The organism is Pirellulales bacterium, from assembly GCA_036490175.1.
Classification (GTDB): domain Bacteria; phylum Planctomycetota; class Planctomycetia; order Pirellulales; family JACPPG01; genus JACPPG01.
Genome location: DASXEJ010000331.1, coordinates 1 through 18,042, shown reverse-complemented (window position 1 = coordinate 18,042; position 18,042 = coordinate 1). Strand labels below are relative to the sequence as shown.

The 18,042-nt window shown below is 61.8% G+C and carries 9 protein-coding genes; 3 read left to right on the top strand and 6 right to left on the bottom strand.

The window, feature by feature from the left end; all coding sequences use genetic code 11:
- The 3 genes from VGG64_24980 to VGG64_24970 all read right to left on the bottom strand — a co-directional run.
- On the bottom strand, positions 1-286 hold a 286-nt coding region (locus VGG64_24980), incomplete at its 3' end, for a GxxExxY protein (protein HEY1602883.1).
- A 129-nt stretch (positions 287-415) separates the two neighbouring features.
- Complete coding sequence (locus VGG64_24975) at positions 416-2,104, bottom strand: DNA polymerase Y family protein (GenBank protein HEY1602882.1); 1,689 nt, start codon at positions 2,102-2,104, stop codon at positions 416-418.
- A complete protein-coding gene (locus VGG64_24970; protein HEY1602881.1) occupies positions 2,031-2,753 on the bottom strand; it encodes a hypothetical protein in 723 nt (240 codons plus the stop codon). Before VGG64_24970 ends, VGG64_24975 begins: the two co-directional genes overlap by 74 nt.
- 369 nt (positions 2,754-3,122) lie before the next feature.
- Between VGG64_24970 and VGG64_24965 the strand changes: the two genes are divergently transcribed.
- Complete coding sequence (locus tag VGG64_24965; GenBank protein ID HEY1602880.1) at positions 3,123-9,239, top strand: MG2 domain-containing protein; 6,117 nt, start codon at positions 3,123-3,125, stop codon at positions 9,237-9,239.
- Positions 9,240-9,290: 51 nt separating this feature from the next.
- Here the strand turns inward: VGG64_24965 and VGG64_24960 are convergent, their stop codons facing one another.
- Entirely contained in the window at positions 9,291-12,758 is a 3,468-nt protein-coding gene (locus tag VGG64_24960) for a tubulin-like doman-containing protein (protein ID HEY1602879.1), read from the bottom strand.
- A 51-nt stretch (positions 12,759-12,809) separates the two neighbouring features.
- Positions 12,810-13,973, bottom strand: coding sequence for an EAL domain-containing protein (locus tag VGG64_24955; protein HEY1602878.1), 1,164 nt, complete (start codon positions 13,971-13,973; stop codon positions 12,810-12,812).
- Positions 13,974-14,559: 586 nt separating this feature from the next.
- On the opposite strand from VGG64_24955, the gene VGG64_24950 reads away from it, so the two are divergent.
- Positions 14,560-15,966, top strand: coding sequence for a diguanylate cyclase (locus tag VGG64_24950; GenBank protein ID HEY1602877.1), 1,407 nt, complete (start codon positions 14,560-14,562; stop codon positions 15,964-15,966).
- Between the two features lie 323 nt (positions 15,967-16,289).
- Here the strand turns inward: VGG64_24950 and VGG64_24945 are convergent, their stop codons facing one another.
- Positions 16,290-17,615: an AAA family ATPase gene (locus VGG64_24945; protein ID HEY1602876.1), complete on the bottom strand. Its 1,326-nt coding sequence runs from the start codon at positions 17,613-17,615 to the stop codon at positions 16,290-16,292.
- A gap of 180 nt (positions 17,616-17,795) precedes the next feature.
- On the opposite strand from VGG64_24945, the gene VGG64_24940 reads away from it, so the two are divergent.
- A partial coding sequence (locus VGG64_24940) for a hypothetical protein (GenBank protein HEY1602875.1) occupies positions 17,796-18,042 on the top strand: 247 nt, incomplete at its 3' end.

Below are 18,042 nucleotides of genomic sequence, written 5' to 3'. Positions count from 1 at the left end.
AGGTCAGCAATTGAGCTTCGTGGATAGCAGAGAGCGATTCTACGCACTTCAGTTCGATAACGATGGCGCCGGCTACGATCAAGTCCATTCGATAGCCGCAATCGAGTGCTACTCCTTTGTAAACGACGGAAAGTGAAACCTGCCTTTGCACAGAAAGCTCTCGCAGCAAAAGCTCCTGGTGCAGGCATTCCTCATAGGCCGATTCCAGCAAGCCGGGTCCTAGGGCACGATGCACTTCAATGGCCGCCCCAATGATGTCCGCTGTCAATTGCTCGTGCTTCAACATCGATTCTCCCCATTGCCTGCACGCCACAGCGCAGATCATCTGCACCGTTTCTTATCATCCCGAATTAACATTCTTCTCAGTGCCCTGCATCTCCGTGTCTCTGTGCCTCCGTGGTGAATCACTTTTTCGTCATTCAAAATCGCCGTGCCAGTACCATGCCCCGTCGGTCAAGCGGCGGAATAACCAATGCCGCTGACCATCGACGGTTTCTACGCGGTAATAGTCGCGACGCACCGTGCGGCCGCGCCACCAGCCGGTTTCGATCCGCTCGGGTCCCCAGCTCTGCGCGATGCGATGTTGCCTGCCCGCCAGCGTGAACCACAACAACGGACCGTCAGGCACCACCGCCGTTACCGCCAGCGGCACCGGCTGTGCGGCCAATCGCAAAGGACGTTGCGACCATTTGAAACGCCGGTCGTCGCGGTCGGCCGAGCCGCCCCGCCGCTGGGGAGAAAGTCGATCCGCGCTGCGCGTGCCCTTCTTGTGCCCCCCTGCCCCGCGAGCCAGTTCTCGGCCCGTTTTTTCCGTGACCAACGGCCGGTAAGAGCACGCCTGCTCCGGTTGCGCATCGTTCGAAGGGACCGCGCGCAGCACGCACTCTCGTCCCAGGCGGCTGCTGAACCGATCGACCAGCCGCGCCAATTCGCGCGGATCGTCACGGCCTGCGAATGTTGCGAACAGTTCCCCTTGCCGGCACTCCAGTAACTCGGTCATCGTCACGGCCAGGTGGATCTCCGCGACTGGTTCGGTCAGCCTCAGCCGATCGAGCTTCAGACGGACCAGATCAAACAGATAGCCCGGCGCGGCGCTGGGGCGAAATAGCCCGAGAGAAAACGTCACGTTCATGCGGCCGATTCCTTGCAGCCGGCACTCCAACCGCAGGACGCCGCGCTGCTCATCGGCCAGCGTTCGTGTCAGTTGCTCCAGCAAACGCTGGATGATCGCCTCGATCACGTCCCCGCGCGCGATTGGCTGTTCGCACGACCAACTGGCGGTTAACGAAGAGGCACATCCTTCCGAACGGATCATCTCCTCTGCTGTCCCGTTGAGCTGGTCCCAGCGCCGCAGCAATTCCGGTCCGAAGCGCGCCGCCACGGCCGACCGAGGCAACGTCTGCAATTGCCCGATCTGTTGCAGACCCAAATCGTGCAAGAGTTGCGTCTCTTCCTGCCCGAGGCGCAAGGCAGCGATCGGCAATTGGGCCGCGCTGGCCAAAGATTCGCTGGCTGGCACCAGCAGCCCACCTCGTTCGGCGGCTGCATCTTCGGCTGCGTAATGCGCCAAGGCCCAGGCGGCGCCGATCGTATCCGCCAGCGCCAGGCAAGCTTGCCAACCTTGCCGGCAGAACTCCCGGGCGACGCGTTCGATCAGCCCACGCTCTCCCTGAAACAATGGACCCAATCCCGTGACATCCAACAGCAGACTTTCCGGATGCTCTCCCTCTTCCAAGCCCACCACGGGGCTGAAGCGATCACACCACGAGGCCAACGTCACCAGGGCCGTGCGCGCTGCGCCGGCATCGTAGCGCTCCAAGCGTAGCGAGACCGCACGCGCATCGGCGGACAGAGCCGTGGCCTCGGCCACGGGCATGCCGGGCCGGATCCCCCGTGCCTCGGCAGCCGACGAGCAATAAACAATCTGCTGTCCTCCTCGCGCACTTTGTGTGTAGAGAGCGGCGGCGATGCCTGCCTGTTTTGCAGGAACCTGCTGCTGCGCTGCTAATGAATGTTTGCCCGAGGCGGAACTAGCCTCGCGCTGCGCGGCGTGCCAATGCTGTAGCGGCCACCGTGGAAGCCAGACGCACAACACCCGTCTCATCGTCGAGTTCCAAATCCAAGGTCTGCCGCCCCGAATTTCCCCGCAGGCTGAGCAGTTCGACGCGCAAGCGGCGCTGACCAGCCGACGGCAACGGTGTCACCAGAAATCGCACGTCCGCCCAGCAAGGATCCCCCCGGACCGTGACCGGACGCACAAAGAGACCGATGTTCTGCGCAGCCTCTGCCGCCAGTTGCATGCGCCGTCCGACACGTGGCGCAAGCCGCTCGTTCCAGCACAACACAGCCGCCACCCCCGGCGAACGTAACGATTGATCCAGGGCCCAAATTTCGTCCGCCGAATTTTCCGGACGCACGACAATCAAACGATCCAGCGCCACCCCCGACTGCACCGCCGCCAGCGGATAAAAACAAGCCGCACGATCGATCACCACCAACGGTCCTCCGTGCCGACACGCCTCCCGGGCTGCCGCCAAGGCCAAGCTTCCGGCCCCGCTGCCGGGCCCAGGCGCAAGCCATTCCACCAGCGTGCCGCGGCACAGCCCCTTCTGCGGCAACGTCTGATCCAACTCCTGACAACCGGTCGAAACCACCACTTCTCCGCCGCGACGATCGAGCGAAAACCGCTCCAACTGCTGCTGCAATTGGGCCAGCACCTGCTGCTTGTGCGAGGGTAAGTGCTTATCTTTCATGGCATTACACTATGCTAGCACTAGTGTACATTTGTATCGTATTTTGTCAAGACTGATTTTCTCAGGGGACCATTTCCACCCAGGCCCATCCCTGGCCGCCGACGGCTACCATGCACGCCGGCCGCGGCAGAAAGCGCGTCACGGGCGGACATCTCGCATTGCCCGTAGTGTGTCGCAGCAGGAAACTTCAGAAATCGCAAGGCGCAGGAAGGAACGCGCCACGACTCTCCCCCGTCTAAGCACAGGAGGCACGCAACATCTCTCGTCAGCAGCAACTCTGGTAGAAGTCCGCCGGGCTCAGCGCGCCGCAAGTGCATACGCATCGCTCGATCGCCAACATCACCGCTCTACGGAACAAAAGGGCACGCCATGAATCGAACCTCACTTCTCTTGGCGCTATTGGCCCTGTCACTCTCGAGCCTGTTGGCCGCTGCCGCGTTTCTCGAACCGATACAGCAGGATCGCAACATGCTCGACAAGCTCATGCGCGAAGGGAATTATCAAGACGCCCTGGCAGGCTTCCGTCGCCGCGCACTCGACCCGCAAACATCGCCAGGCGAAGTCGCCAACGATCTGCGGCAAGCCATCGCCTGTCTCGAGCAGTTGGGACGCGTCGACGAGATCGACGCCCTCCGCGAACAAGCCATACAAGTTCACGCCCAAAATTGGCGATTACTGCAAGCCGCGGCCGATAGCTATCTCAACGTCGTCCATCAAGGCTTCCTGGTCGCAGGTCGTTTCGAGCGCGGCCAAAAACGAGGCGGCGGGCAAGCCGTGAGCGCCACCGCGCGCGATCGCCTGCGCGCACTTCAATTGATGGTCCAGGCTTTGCCCCTCGTGAAAGAAGAACCAGACACCGCGGCTGCGGCGGAATTCTTTTTTGCCTTTGCACAGGGCCTGCTGGATGCACGCAACGCCGGCGAAGCCTGGCGGCTGCAATACCTTACGGATCTGAGTCAATTGCCTGATTACGAGCCCGGCTGGTATTACGGCAGCCCTACCCGTGGTGCCCCCGTTCAGTCCGACGGCCAGCCCCTCTATTACCACGTGCCAGGCAGCTTCGACGCAGCCGAGAACGATGGACAGCGATGGCGTTGGGCATTGGCCCGCGCCGCCGAGCTGGCTCCCGCGCGACGCAACGATGCCCGCTGGGCATTAGCCGGTTTCTGCCAAAGCCAGTTCGGCGTGCAAACGCTTACCCAGCAGGGCCCCTGGCCAGCACGCGGCGCGAACGACGACGCGCAGTCGCGCGGTAGCACCTATGCGCTCGATTCCTTAGCCGAGACCGAAACGATCGCCCGCTTGGCCACCGGCATTCGCCGCTTCACGCTGCCTGATGAGTTCAATTACCTGAAAATCTATCAGCAGATCGTGGCCGAACCGACGGCCGGCAAGGCCGAAAATGCTCTCACGGCTTTGGCCGAAGAGTTCGAGAATCGCCGCCAATACCCTCGCGCCGCCGAATACTGGCACCAGCTCATTCAAAATTTCGGCGCCGGCACTGCCGGAGTGCGTACCAAGCGACTGACACAAATCACGGGCAATTGGGGCCAATTCGAGGGAATCGCCACGCAACCGGCCGGGCAGGGAGCGACGATTGATTTTCTTTTCCGCAACGGACGCAAGGTCCACTTCGCGGCCCAGCAGATCGACGTCGAAAAATTGCTGGCCGACGTAAAGGCCTATCTTCGCTCGAACCAGCCGCAGCTCGACTGGCAAAAGATCAACGTGGGGGACATCGGCTATCGCCTGGTCGAACAAGACCAGAAGCAATACGTCGGCAAGCAGGTCGCAGCCTGGGATCTTGACATGGAGCCACGCGACCGGCACTTCGACAAGCGCATTACGGTAAAGACTCCGCTGACGAAGGCCGGAGCCTACCTGGTTACAGCGACCATGGCCGACGGCAACACCAGCCGTATCGTGCTGTGGGTGGCCGACACCGCGATTGTCAAAAAGCCGATGGCCGGCCAGACCTACTACTATGTGGCCGATGCCGTGACAGGGCAGCCACTGGCCGGCGCGACCCTGGAATTGTTCGGTTACCACATGAAGCAAGCGGGCCGCAACCGTCCCCAAGTCGAAACGTCGAACACCACCTATCAGACCGATGCCACGGGCCAGGTGCTCGTCGATGCACCACAAAATCGCGCCGATTATTCCTGGCTGATTACTGCCAAGGCCGGCTCGGGCCGATTCGCTTTCCTCGGCTTTACCAACGCCTGGCACGGTAACTATTCCGATCAGCAATACAACGCCACCAAGGTCTTCACGATCACCGATCGGCCCGTCTATCGGCCGGCTCAGACGGCAAAATACAAATTCTGGATTCGCCAAGCGCAATACGATGCCGACGGTTCGAGCTTTGCCGGCCAGAAATTCAAAGTGCAAATCGTCAATCCGCGCGGAGACAAGCTCGTCGAACGCGAGGTAACGGCTGACGAATATGGCGGCATCGACGGCGAGTATCCGCTGCCGCTTGACGCCATGCTGGGAGTCTATCAGCTGCTGATCGAGAACCACGGCGGCGGCAGCTTCCGCGTCGAGGAGTACAAGAAGCCCGAGTTCGAAGTCACGGTCGACGCACCAAAGACGCCCGTGATGCTGGGGGACAAGATCACGGCCACGGTCAAAGCGCGCTATTATTTCGGCGCGCCGGTAACGCACGCCAAGGTCCGCTACAAAGTCTTGCGCACGAGCTATACCGAGCGTTGGTTCCCTGTCGGCGCTTGGGACTGGCTCTACGGTACCGGCTACGGGTGGTATGCGTCGGACTACGCGTGGTACCCAGGCTGGCGCGAGTGGGGTTGCCGGCGACCAGTCGCCTCGTGGTGGCCGGTCCGAAACCAACCGCCGGAAATCGTGGCCGAGGCCGAGGTGCCGGTCGGACCCGATGGCACCGTTTCGATCGACATTGACACGACGCTCGCCAAAGAGTTGCACGGCGATGCGGATCAGGAATATCAGATCACGGCCGAAGTCGTCGATGAATCGCGCCGCACGATTGTCGGTTCGGGCCGTGTGCTGGTGGCCCGACGGCCGTTTCAGGTCGTGGCCTGGGTCGATCGCGGCTTCTACCGTGCGGGGGACACGATCCAAGCCAGTTTCTCGGCGCATACGCTCGACCGGCAACCGGTTCAAGGGGCCGGCAAGCTGACGCTCTACAAGATCACCTACGATGCCGCGCGCAAGCCAATCGAAACCGCCGTGCAGGATTGGAATCTCGATACCGACGACCAGGGACACGCCGCACAAAAGCTCGCGGCCGCGGCAGCCGGCCAGTACCGCCTGTCGTATCAGGTGACTGATGCTGCGGAGCACACGATCGAAGGGGGCTACCTGTTCACCGTCCGCGGCCAAGGTTTTACCGGTGCCGGTTTTCGATTTAATCATCTGGAATTGGTCGCCGACGCACGCGCATATCAGCCGGGCGGCAAAGTCCGCCTGCTGATCAACGTCGACAAGGCGGATGCCACAGTGCTCTTGTTTCTCCGTCCCTCGAACGGCAGCTATCTTGCGCCCAAAGTTATCCGCCTCTCAGGCAAAAGCACCGTCGAAGAGTTCGCGGTCGCGCAAAAGGACATGCCGAATTTCTTCGTCGAAGCGGTCACCGTGGCCGACGGTCAACTCTATACCGAAACCCGCGAGATCGTCGTCCCGCCCGAGTCGCGCGTGTTGAACGTGGCCGTCGAGCCCTCGGCCGCCGACTATAAACCGGGCCAAGAGGCGGAAGTGCGCTTCAAGCTGACCGATTTCCTGGGCCAGCCGTTTGTTGGCTCGACCGTCGTGGCAGTCTATGACAAGAGCGTCGAGTACATCGCCGGCGGATCGAACGTGCAGAATATCAAAGAGTTCTTCTGGAAGTGGCGGCGCAGCCATTACCCCACGAGCGAATCAAGCCTGCAATGGAATGGCCACAACCTGGTCAAATCCGGTCAACCGGTTATGCAGAACTTGGGCATCTTTGGTCGCGGTGTGGCGGATGAGCAAATCGACAAAGACGGTGATCAGGCCAACGAAGACTATGACCGCACGACTTTAAGCGAAGGAGGCCTAGCAGGAAGTCGTCTCATGCGCGCGTCCCCAATGATGCTATCGGCCGCGCCTGCTCCTACAAGCGAACCACTGGTTCACTATAGGCAGGGGGATTTCGGTGCCGACGAAAAAACACAATCTCTGGCATCCGCGCTGGTCGAGCCCACCGTCCGCTCGAACTTTGCCGATACGGCATTCTGGGCCGGCGCGATTACGACCGCTGCGGATGGCACCGCCACGGTGCGCTTCAAAATGCCCGAGAATCTCACCACTTGGAAAGTAAAAGTCTGGGGACTCGGCTCGGGCACGCGCGTGGGGCAAGGAGACGCCGAGGTCGTCACCCGCAAGAATCTGCTGGTGCGAATGCAAGCTCCACGGTTCTTTGTCGAGACCGACGAAGTCGTGCTTTCGGCCAACGTGCACAACTATTTGTCCACGTCGAAAAGCGTGCAGGTCGCACTCGATCTCGATGGCCCGGTGCTCAGCCCGCTCGACGACCTGGTACGCACCGTAACAATCGAGGCCGGCGGTGAACAGCGTGTGGATTGGCGCGTTCGCGTCGCGGGCGAAGGCCAGGCCGTGGTGCGCATGAAAGCCCTCACCGACGAAGAGTCGGATGCGGTCGAGATGCGTTTTCCGGCCTATGTGCATGGCATGTTCAAGACCGAAAGCTTTGCCGGCGCGATCCGGCCCGACGATAGTCTCGGCAAATTCACGATCCGCGTGCCGGATAAGCGCCGCGTGGAGCAATCGCGGCTCGAGATCCGCTATTCGCCAACTCTGGCGGGGGCATTGGTCGACGCGCTGCCCTACATGGTCGACTATCCCTATGGCTGTACCGAGCAGACATTGAATCGGTTTCTGCCCACGGTCGTCGCCCAGCGTGTGTTGGTCGACATGAAGCTGAACCTGGCCGATATCCGCGAGAAACGCACCAACCTGAACGCGCAAGAAATCGGTGCCCCCGCACAGCGCGCCGGCGGCGGACACCGATTCGAGCGCAATCCGGTCTTCGACGAGCAAGAAGTCCGCCGCATGGTGGCCGACGGAGTGCAGGCCTTGGCCGAGATGCAGGTCTCGGACGGCGGCTGGGGTTGGTTCTCTGGCTGGGGCGAACGATCGTGGCCACACACCACGGCCACCGTGGTACACGGTCTGCAAGTGGCCCAGGCGGCCGGCGCCGTGGTACCACCAGAAATGCTGGCCCGCGGCCTGGCCTGGCTCACCCAGTATCAGGACGAGCAGCTTCGTCTGCTCGGTCGCGCCCCCAGCAAGAAGACTCCCTATAAAGAGAAGGCCGACAACGTCGACACGCTGGTTTACATGGTGCTGGTCGATGGCGGAATCGCGAGCGATCCGATGCAAGACGCCCTGTATCGCGATCGCACCGAATTGGCCATCTATGCCAAGGCACTCCTGGGCCTGGCACTCGACAAACTGGGCCAGCACGAGCGGTTGGCAATGATCCTGCGCAATATCGAGCAGTACGTCGTGCAAGACGACGAGAATCAGACGGCTTATTTGCGCCTGCCCGAGGGGAACGCCTGGTGGAATTGGTACGGCAGCGACGTCGAGGCCATGGCCTATTACCTGAAGCTTCTCGTGCGCACCAGCCCGCAAGCAGACGTGACCGCGCGGCTGGCCAAGTACCTGTTGAACAATCGCAAGCACGGCACCTATTGGAATTCGACGCGCGACACGGCCCTGTGCGTCGCCGCGCTGGCCGAGTTCTGGCGCGCCAGCGGCGAGTCCGCGCCGGATATGACCATCGAATTGTGGATCGACGGCCTCAAACGCAAAGAAGTCTCGATCACGGCTGAAAATCTGTTCACTTTTGACGCTTCGCTTGTCCTCGAGCGCGAAGGCGTCGAGTCGGGCGAGCATACGATCGAACTGCGCAAGCGCGGCCGCGGCCCGCTCTACTACAACGCCTATCTCACCAACTTCACGCTGGAAGACCCCATAGCCGCCGCCGGGCTCGAGATCAAAGTCGAACGTCACTACTACAAGCTCGTACCGGCCGACAAAAACGTAAAGGTAGCCGGCCCGCAAGGACAAGCCATCGACCAGCGCGTCGAGAAACTCGAACGCCGTGAGATTCTCGATCTGGCCAGCCTCACCAGCGGCGACTGCGTGGAAATCGAGCTCGTCATCGACAGCAAGAACGATTACGAGTATTTGCTCTTCGAAGACATGAAGCCGGCCGGCTTTGAACCCGAAGAAGTCCGCAGCGGCTACAGTGCCGGCGGACTAGGCGCTTACACCGAGTTGCGCGATAACCGGGTTGCATTCTTCGTGCGCTCGCTCGCGCGCGGAAAACACAGCGTCTCGTATCGCATGCGGGCAGAAACTCCCGGCCGGTTCAGCGCCTTGCCGGCCCGTGGATCGGGCATGTATGCCCCAGAACTAAAGACCAACTCAGCCGAGTTCAAGGTGATCGTCGTCGACTAGACGAAGCATGCGGGGGAACACTCGCACTCTTGTACAGTAATCGTCCCTTGATCACGCGTCGTACGTCAGCGGCAGCCAGTCGATGTCGCAACGCGTGTGCAGTCGTGCCGCCAACTGTGCGCAATGCGGTTGATTCTCGACGAGCGACGCCGCGGCGTTTGTTAGCGGCATTCCTGCCACTTCGTAACACAGCACCGGTTCACCCGCTGGATCGACCACCAGCGAAGGAGCCCGACTGGTGACTTCGGTAACGGCCTGCGCCAGCGGCCCCGCGTCCGATTGTTCCGAGGTGACCATCAGCAGCCGCCGATCGCCGCCACAAGCCATCAGGCCCGGCGTGGCGTCAGCCAGGCAGGCTCGCATCAGATCATGACGATCGTCGCCGGAATCCTTTGCCAGCATCTTCTGGCCGATGCCAGCCGCGCGAACGACGTCCAGCACCGCGGCCCGCGCCTGCACGTGCATCGCCGTCGCCAGCTCTTTGTGAAACTCCGCGCCCTGCGCCAGCCCCGCCGCCAGACCTCCATGCCGCCGCGTGAATTCCTGTTGAAAATACACATCCAATTTCGTCGCCAGGGCCGAAACTTGCGCGTGCAGCATTTCACGCACGCCCGTGGCGATCGCGCTTGCGGCATCGTTCCCGTGCGCCGAATTCCGACGCGCGTGGTTATCGGCAGTTGCAAACGCCGCAGCCGTTTGGGCAAGTTCGCGCTGTGCCTCGGTCAGTTGCTCGCCGATACTCGACAGCTCCCAGCTCAAGAGCTGCGCAAACTTCGTAACCGCCGTAAGCACCGTATCGAGGAACTTCAAATCGGCATACTGCACCAGTCGCGTTTGCAACTCGCTGGCCGCCTGATTGGCTCCGCCCAAACCTGACCAGCCGCGCGTTTTAAGCCGTGACCGGACCAACGCTGTTGCCACGCCGCGCAGCTGCTCGCCGGTTTGCGAGCGCATTTTTTGGGCATTGTCTCGCAATTCGCGCACTTGCCGCACCACGCCATCCACGGCACGCGTGGCACCCTTGAGACGTGCGCCAGGCTGGTCGACCAGTTCAGCGGCCCAAGCCCGCACGCTGCCACCTTGGAGCCGCACGCTTTCCTTGACGTGGGCTTCGATGGCCGTTGCCAATGACGGCGCATCGCCTACGGTCTCGGCATCGATTGCCGGCGCAACCAGCTGGTCGATCGCTACCAGCAGCGGGTGCCGCTCGGTTTGATCCTCGTCAGCCGTGGGCTCCTTGGGGCTGGCCGCTAACGCTTTGGCAACGGCGTCGCGCAGGTACCCTTCAACGTCCGCGCCGAACGTGCGTTCGGCAACTTGTTGCAAACCGAGCAGGATGTCGTCGGTCGAAAGCGCCATCATGGCGATCCGCCCGCGCACCTGGCGATCGATTTCGGCATTCGACCAGGCTCCGGAGGGTGCGCCATCGCCGTTACCGTTTTGCAGATTTGCCGACTCGGGACGCCGCCCTTGCCGTTCTCCACACCAGCGCTCGATAAGTGCTACGCACGTTTCGTCAGCCGCCGCGGCGATCAAGTCGCGCGAGCAGCCCAAGTGATAAACGCCAAACGTGCGCAGTGCCGCGTCGTGCGGTGCCGCTGCGCCTTCCGCGGCCGAGGCGGTTTGCTGCCGCGCCGCATCGAACCAGGCCGCGGCCGGCGTGGCACAGGTCAGGTACAGATAGTCCGCCACCGATCCGGCGGCAGCCGGCAATTCGCTTTCGCCCAATTCGCCCCCTAGATGCACGAGATACATGCCGGGCAGTCGCGCTTGCTCCGGTTCGAGTGGCGCCAGGTCGCAGGCCGGCTCCCCAGGGTAGCCGCGGTCGAAATAGTGCGCCAGCTCCGTCAGCGTGGCATGGGCGTTGGCCACGGCCAAATCGTGCGCCCCTGGATTGCGCCCGGTCGAATGCAGCAACACGACATTCTGCGCCTCGGCGGGCAGCCCACGTTCCTTCGTCAACTTGTCCAGCAGGTAAGCAGCATCCAGTGCCATGCCGCTTCCGGTTCCGCCCGAGATCGACGCTACCAGCACGACGCGTGGTCCGGCATCGTGCAACGGCGTCCCCACGAACTCGGCGGTCGCGGCCAGGGCCTGCGGATCCGAAATCGCAGCCAGCGCCGTGCGCAGTTTCGTGGCCAATTCCTTGCCATGATCCACAAAGGCCAGCCGCCCGAGCGGCCGTAGCCCTTCGGTTTGCAGCGAACGGGGAATGTTGTAGAGCCAGCGGCGGCTCATCCATTCCAGCAGCTTTACCGAGCCGCCGCGATATTCTTCCGAGCGGCGCAACGGCAGCGCCAGCGACTCGTTGGCGGCCAGGGCCGATTCGTCCCCTTGTTGGGTGTTCTGCGCCAGACTCTCGGTGTCGGTATCAATGGCCATCAACCGCACGGCCGGCATTTTGTCGAGTCGGCCAAAGCGATCCTGCAATCGACGACGCAATTGCCCCAGCACCACCGTAGCCGTTCCGCCGATTCCTACGAATAACGTCGGCCTCAGGAATGCTTCCGCAGGCACTTCCAGGGGCTCGAGGTCGCGAATCGTGGGTGCCAGTCGCACCCGCGGCGCCGTGGTCGCCGTCGACGCGCTGGCCCGTGTCGATATTTCCACGCGGCACTCGTCGAGCGTCTGGGTGCGCCCTTCTGGCGTCCCTTGCGCTTGCGGCTGCGGTGCCATGGCAGGCCTTACTGGATGCGTATCGTGCGCGGCCAGCGGTGTGGTGTCGCCGCTTGTCGTGGTATTGCGGGACGTCGTTTTCGAGCGGCCCGCGGCGATCAACGCGTCGACCATCGCGCGGCAATCGGGGAAGCGTGCTTCGGGCGCCTTCGACAACGCGCGGTCGATGATCGCCTTGTCCTGCGGCGGCAGCGCCGTCAGGCGGGCCCGGCTCTGTAGATGCTGCGCCGCCAACTGCGCGGTTGTCTTGCCCGGAAACGGCAGTGTATCGGTCAGCAGCTCTTGATAAACGATCGCCAGGCTGTACTGGTCGCTGCACTGGCTGGGACGATCGTCGAATACCTCGGGCGACGCATAAATCGGGGTCAGGCCTCCCATCATCGAGGCCCGCGTATCGTTGATATCTTTGACCAGTCCGAAATCGGCCACTTTGACGTGATTGCCGAGAAGCAACAGGTTCTCTGGCTTTACGTCGAGATGCTGTAGCGAATACTTCTCCCGCATGTAATCCAGCGCATCGGCCGCATCGCGCAGGTATCCAAGGAGCTCGTCGCGCGGCACGCCTACCATGCCGGCCGCCTTGCACTGCTCGTGACGGTCCTTCAGGCTTTGATCGGCCAATTCGGTGATGATCACCAATTGGCCGTCGACCACTTCGATGCGTTCCAGCGACAGCAAGAACGGGTGCCGCACGAGCTTCACGCGCGACAGGGCCTTTAGCTCGCGTGTGGCCCGTTCGTCGTCCAGAAAGCCGTAGACGAATTTGATCGCTTTGCACAGGCCGCCCGGAGCGGTAGCCTTCCACACTTCGCCGTAGCCGCCGGCGCCAATGCGTTCGATCACCTCGTAGCCGAGAATCGGTTCACGGCATCTGGTCGCCTGGGAAGCCACATATCACCTGTGCAAGGACGTATCGTTGAGAGAATCTTCGGACCGATTGACGCATGTGCGGGCTCGCGCCGGCTGGCCAAACACGGTCCCTTCGCCGTACAGGCAGCCGAGCTCGCGGCAAACGCGCAGCTCGTCTTCGGCCTGCACGCCCGTGGCGATCGCGTGGCATCCCAAATCGTGACAGGCGCGAATCACGGCCTGCACTTGCCGTTGACGTTCGGCCTGCCGATGAATGCCGGTCGTCAGCGTGGGCGCCAGCATGAGGAAGTCGGGCGCAATGGCCTGCTTCTCGGTCACCTGCGCGCGTGTGCCGGCAAAGCCGTGATAGGCGGTGCGGATTCCCAGATCACGCAGCCCCAGACGCAACGTCTGGAAGTAGGGAATGTCGCACACCACGGCTTCCGGAATCATGACGATCAATCGTTGACTGCCCGAACCCGATCGCGCCAGTCCCGCCAGCGAGTCCAACAGGGCGTCACTGCCGATCTCGACGGCTTCGACCGCCAAAAACAGATTCTCGCCCAATCCATGACGTCCAGCTTCGGCCAGGGCCTCGAGCCGTGTCATTTGATAAAGCTGTCCGGCGATCCGTTGGGCCGCGCCCAATACCAATTGCTCGTAGGTGCCTGCCGATTCTTCGCTGGCCGAGCGTTGTGCCGCGTATCCGAAGACACGCTGGGTCGATAGATCGACGATCGGCCGGAATTGCACGTCCACCGCTCGCTGCGTCAAAGATTGTTGCAGCGAACGGACAGCGCGGACCAAGGCGCGAGCCTGCCCCTCTTCGGCAGCCGCGGGGTCGCCTTTCATGACTTCGGTGGCCATCGAATAAGAACGGCCCGAACGTTCGGTGTAGAACGTGAACTCGACATCGGCGATCACCAGGATGTCGCCATCGTTCAGTTCGGCGTCCTGCACGCGCTGGCCGTTCAAAAGCGTGCCATTGGTACTGTGCAGGTCGCGCACGCGATAGGTCTTTCCTTCTCGCAAGATCACAGCGTGCTCGCGCGAAACACGGCTGTCATCGATTTGCAGGTCGGCCGACTCGACGCGGCCAATCGAGTACGGAAACGAATGCAGCGGATGCTGTAAGGGATCCATGCCCTCGCGGTAGCGCTCGAGCCAGGGTACGCCTACGACCCGTTTTTCCATTACTTGCGTTTGCATGTTCGCTCGTCCGCTCGTACGCCCCTAGGCCAGCATTTGGTCGTCCGCTACGCAGTCTTGGCCTACGCCTGCACGGATAACACACGGGCCGCAATTTGATGACTAGCGCGCTGCGTGGACCGTGAGAAGTGAGGTTGCGATCCAATGACTTGCACCCCAACTCTAGCATTTAAGCGGAGTGCTCGGCGGAACGAATTTTCTGGTGCCGCAGCCCCACCTTGACGGGCTGCTGATACCCCGCCAGCGTCAGCCGGGTCGGATTACCCTAGTCGCACGCCATCGACCGCTGAACGTACGCCCGCCCACGCCGCAGGGCGTCGCGCGGAGCGGGCAAGTGTCCTGTTCGCACCAGCTCGCACAACCGGCCGGCCGGCCTCATCTCCGTTGTCATCGCTGCGGTCCGCACGATGCGGCCCGTCGGGTAGGCAGATTTTGCAATGCTTGTGAACTCGCGCTACCCGAAACGGGCGCGATGCGACATACACTTTGCATAGCCGACCGATCCGAAAAGGGGCACGGCGCCTCGGCACCCGAGCAGCACGCTCGGTCACTTCTCGCAGTCACCTCGCACCCACACGGTTAGCTCATGAAACCGACTACTCCCCTCAAGGTACTGCTCGTTTCGCGCAGCCAGTCGATGCTGGTATCGCTGTCGAAGTTCCTCGACCTGCTGGGCATGGCACCGCTGGAAGTTGTCGAACCTCGACAAGCGGCTGAAGCGGCTGCCAGCGAGCGGCCGGACATGTTGATTCTCGACGCCGAGCTGCTGCCGCACGGCGGCCGCGAGCTCTGTCGGGCCGTCTGTGGCGGAGGAATGCGAAACCACGTCTTTACGCTGCTGATGGTCGAAGAACCGGCCGGCCTGGAAGCATTGGTCGAAGCTCTGAAACTGGGCGTCGATGATTTCCTTTCCAAGCCGATCATTTTCGGAGAGCTATTGGCACGGCTACGGGCTGCCGCGCGGGGGCTAGAGTACGAACGGCGCGTGACGGACTACCTGGGCACCGATCCGCTGGTGGGACTCCCCAATGCCAATGCCTTCCGCCAGGCGCTGCGAGCCGCCCTGAACAGGCCCAGTTCAACAGGTGCGTCGGCCTGCGTGGCTCTGGATCTCGATTTCTTCAATCGTCTGAACTACATGTACGGCAAGCCGGAAGCGGACGAAGCACTGCGGAGCATCGCCAAGCTGCTGGAAAAAGCCTGCCATACCAACGACCTGGCAGCCACCTGCGGCGACGATCGATTCCTGGTGCTGCTACCTGATCGCACCGAAGCAGAGGCGGGCTATTGGGCCGAGCAACTGCGGGCCACGCTGGCCGAAGCACAAATCACCTTGGGCGTCGCCTCGGAATCGATCACGGCCAGCTTTGGCGTGGCTGCCGCGGATGCCGGATCGATGTCTGCCGATGAATTGCTGAAGCGGACCGAAGAGGCCTTACAAGCCGCCAAACGATCGGGCCGAAACTGCGTGGTACTGCGGAGCGCTCTCGATGACGAGTCGAATGCCTGGACTAACCTGGGAGCGCCCGGCAAGCTGTTCGATCGGACCCTGGCCCGCGATGTGATGGCCCCCTGCACCGTTCACCTGCGGGAGGATGACACAATGTCGCATGCCGTCGCCGTATTTCAACGCACCGGCCAGACGGCGATCCCCGTCGTCAATCGCGACGGGAAGCTAACGGGACTGATGACTGCCGATAACCTGCAGGGCAATGTCACTGACGAGCATACTTCTGCCGCCGTACTTGTGCGGAACGTGATGACGGCTGACCCTGTGCAATTCGACGAAGAGGCAACCTTCGCCCGACTGGTGAGTTTCTTCAGCGAATTCGAACGTTCGCTGGCCGTGGTCGTGGCCGAAGGCGGGAGACCGACCGGGATCGTGACGCGTACCGGCCTGGCGGCTCTCTCGGAGCCGCTGACGGCGGAAAGTTTCGCTCCGGAGGAGGGGCAGCAGTCGACCAGCGAGTATCTAGTGGTCCGCGACGGGTAGACGGCCGGCCGACGTCTCTATTCGATCGATCAGGCGCAGTCCATCTTGGCTACGTGCGGATCCATAAATCGGCCGATTGCCCGCCTACGTCTTCCTCGCGCCCGCGGTAAAATGCGGGTCATGCAAAACGGACCCCCGGCTAACCTCGCACGGACAGAATTTTTCAAAAACGTGCGTTTTCGGCCGACATTTGAAAGTCAAGGTCGTGTCGTCCCAACGTCAATACCGTTGAATAATTCCATTAATTGAATAATTATTTTGGGGTATTCACACTAAGTTAAGGGGTATTCGGCCTATAACACAGACTGCCTACTGTGGCGACGTTATTTGGCGGTAGCCAACACGGTGAAGTAACTCTTCACGACGCGGTCGAAGTATTCGGGCCGCATTTCGAGTGGCAGTCCGTTATACACGCAGTAGTTGCGTACCTGGCCCAACAGGTCGCGAGGATGGCAGCGCCGCATGGGCAAGTTATGCGGCCGATAATGCTTCGCCAACAGATGATCAACGACCTCGGGCCGGTATTCGAAATTCGCCGCCAGGGCATACAGTTCGAACAAATGCTGAAACTCTGACTCGTTCGGATCGTTGATCTGAATCTTGTAGGGAATCCGCCGGAGAAACGCCTCGTCAACCAGATCTTGCGGTTCCAGATTTGTCGAGAAGATGATCAATTGCTCGAACGGCATCTGAATCTTCTTGCCGGTCGACAGCGTGAGAAAATCGTGGCGATTCTCCAGAGGAATAATCCAGCGGTTTAATAGCTCGGCGGGTTCGATCCGCTGCCGACCAAAGTCGTCGATCAGCAGGCAGCCGCAATTGCTTTTCATCTGCAACGGCGCCTCGCTGGTGTTGCTGACCGGATCGTGCCGGATTTCCAGGCTGTCCATCGTCAGCTCGCCGCCGACCACGACCGTGGGGCGGCGAATCTTCACCCAGCGGCGGTCATGCGCGGCTGTTTTGACGATGCTGGACTGACGATTCTCGACGACATCGTGATAGACCGCGTCGTACAGCTTGACGATTTGACCGTCTTCGATCAGCGTCTGCGGCAGCCAAATCTGCTGGCCGAAGCAGACCGTGATCCGCCGTGCCAAGGTCGACTTGCCGTTGCCTGGCGCACCGTACAAAAACAGTCCGGCGCCCGAGTTGACCGCCGGCCCCAGACTGTCGAACAGATTGGGATCGATCGAAATATCGGCAAAGGCCTTCTCCAGCCGCGTTCGTTTGGGCGCCTCGGCGCGAATCGTCTGGGCCTCGACCGACAGGATGTACTCCGGCAAGGGAACCGGAGCCGCGCCGGTATAAGCGCAGGCGGCCCGAAACGTCTGGGCCCGCTCGCGTCCTTGTTCTGTCAACGCATAGAAGTAGTCGTTCAGCGGCGCTGAGCCGGTATGCACCATGATTTGTCGGGCGCGGAGGCTCTGGAACAGCGGCTCTAACACGCCGAACGGCAAGCACACCGCGTCGGCGATCGCCCGCCCGCTGGCCGTGCCGATCACGCCAAGATGCTTGGCCACCAACGACTCGACAAGCGACACGGCGAGCCCAGTCTCCTCGAGCGAACGAGGCTCGGCCGGGAAGAACCCCTCGTCGGACAGAACTGCCGCGAGCAAGCTGTCTCGGCTGGTTGTATCAGTCGTCGTCATCGCGCACCTCCTGCGGGTAATACCGGGCTTCTGGCGAGACAAGTTTAGGCCACGAAATGCGCGGAAAATAACTCGCGATACGCCCGCAGGTTGAACCGTGATCAGCCGACGGATATGTTGTCCGCACGGTCAGGCGACGGCCGACACGCCTCCTTTCCATATCGATTGGCAGGAATCTGTATGAATGTCAAACCGCTGGTGCTTGCGGGACGCGTGGCGCGGCTGGAGCCGCTAGCCCAAGGTCATGCCGACGCCTTGGCTGCCGCCGCTACGCTCGAACTGTTTACCAATACCTTTCCGCCGCCAGATTACTCGCCGGCAGGATTGGGTGCCGTCATCGGCTATATCACGGCGCTACCGGATTGGTGTCCCTTCGCCATCGTGTCGCAGGAAACCGGTCAGGCTGTGGGCATGACGTGCTACCTCG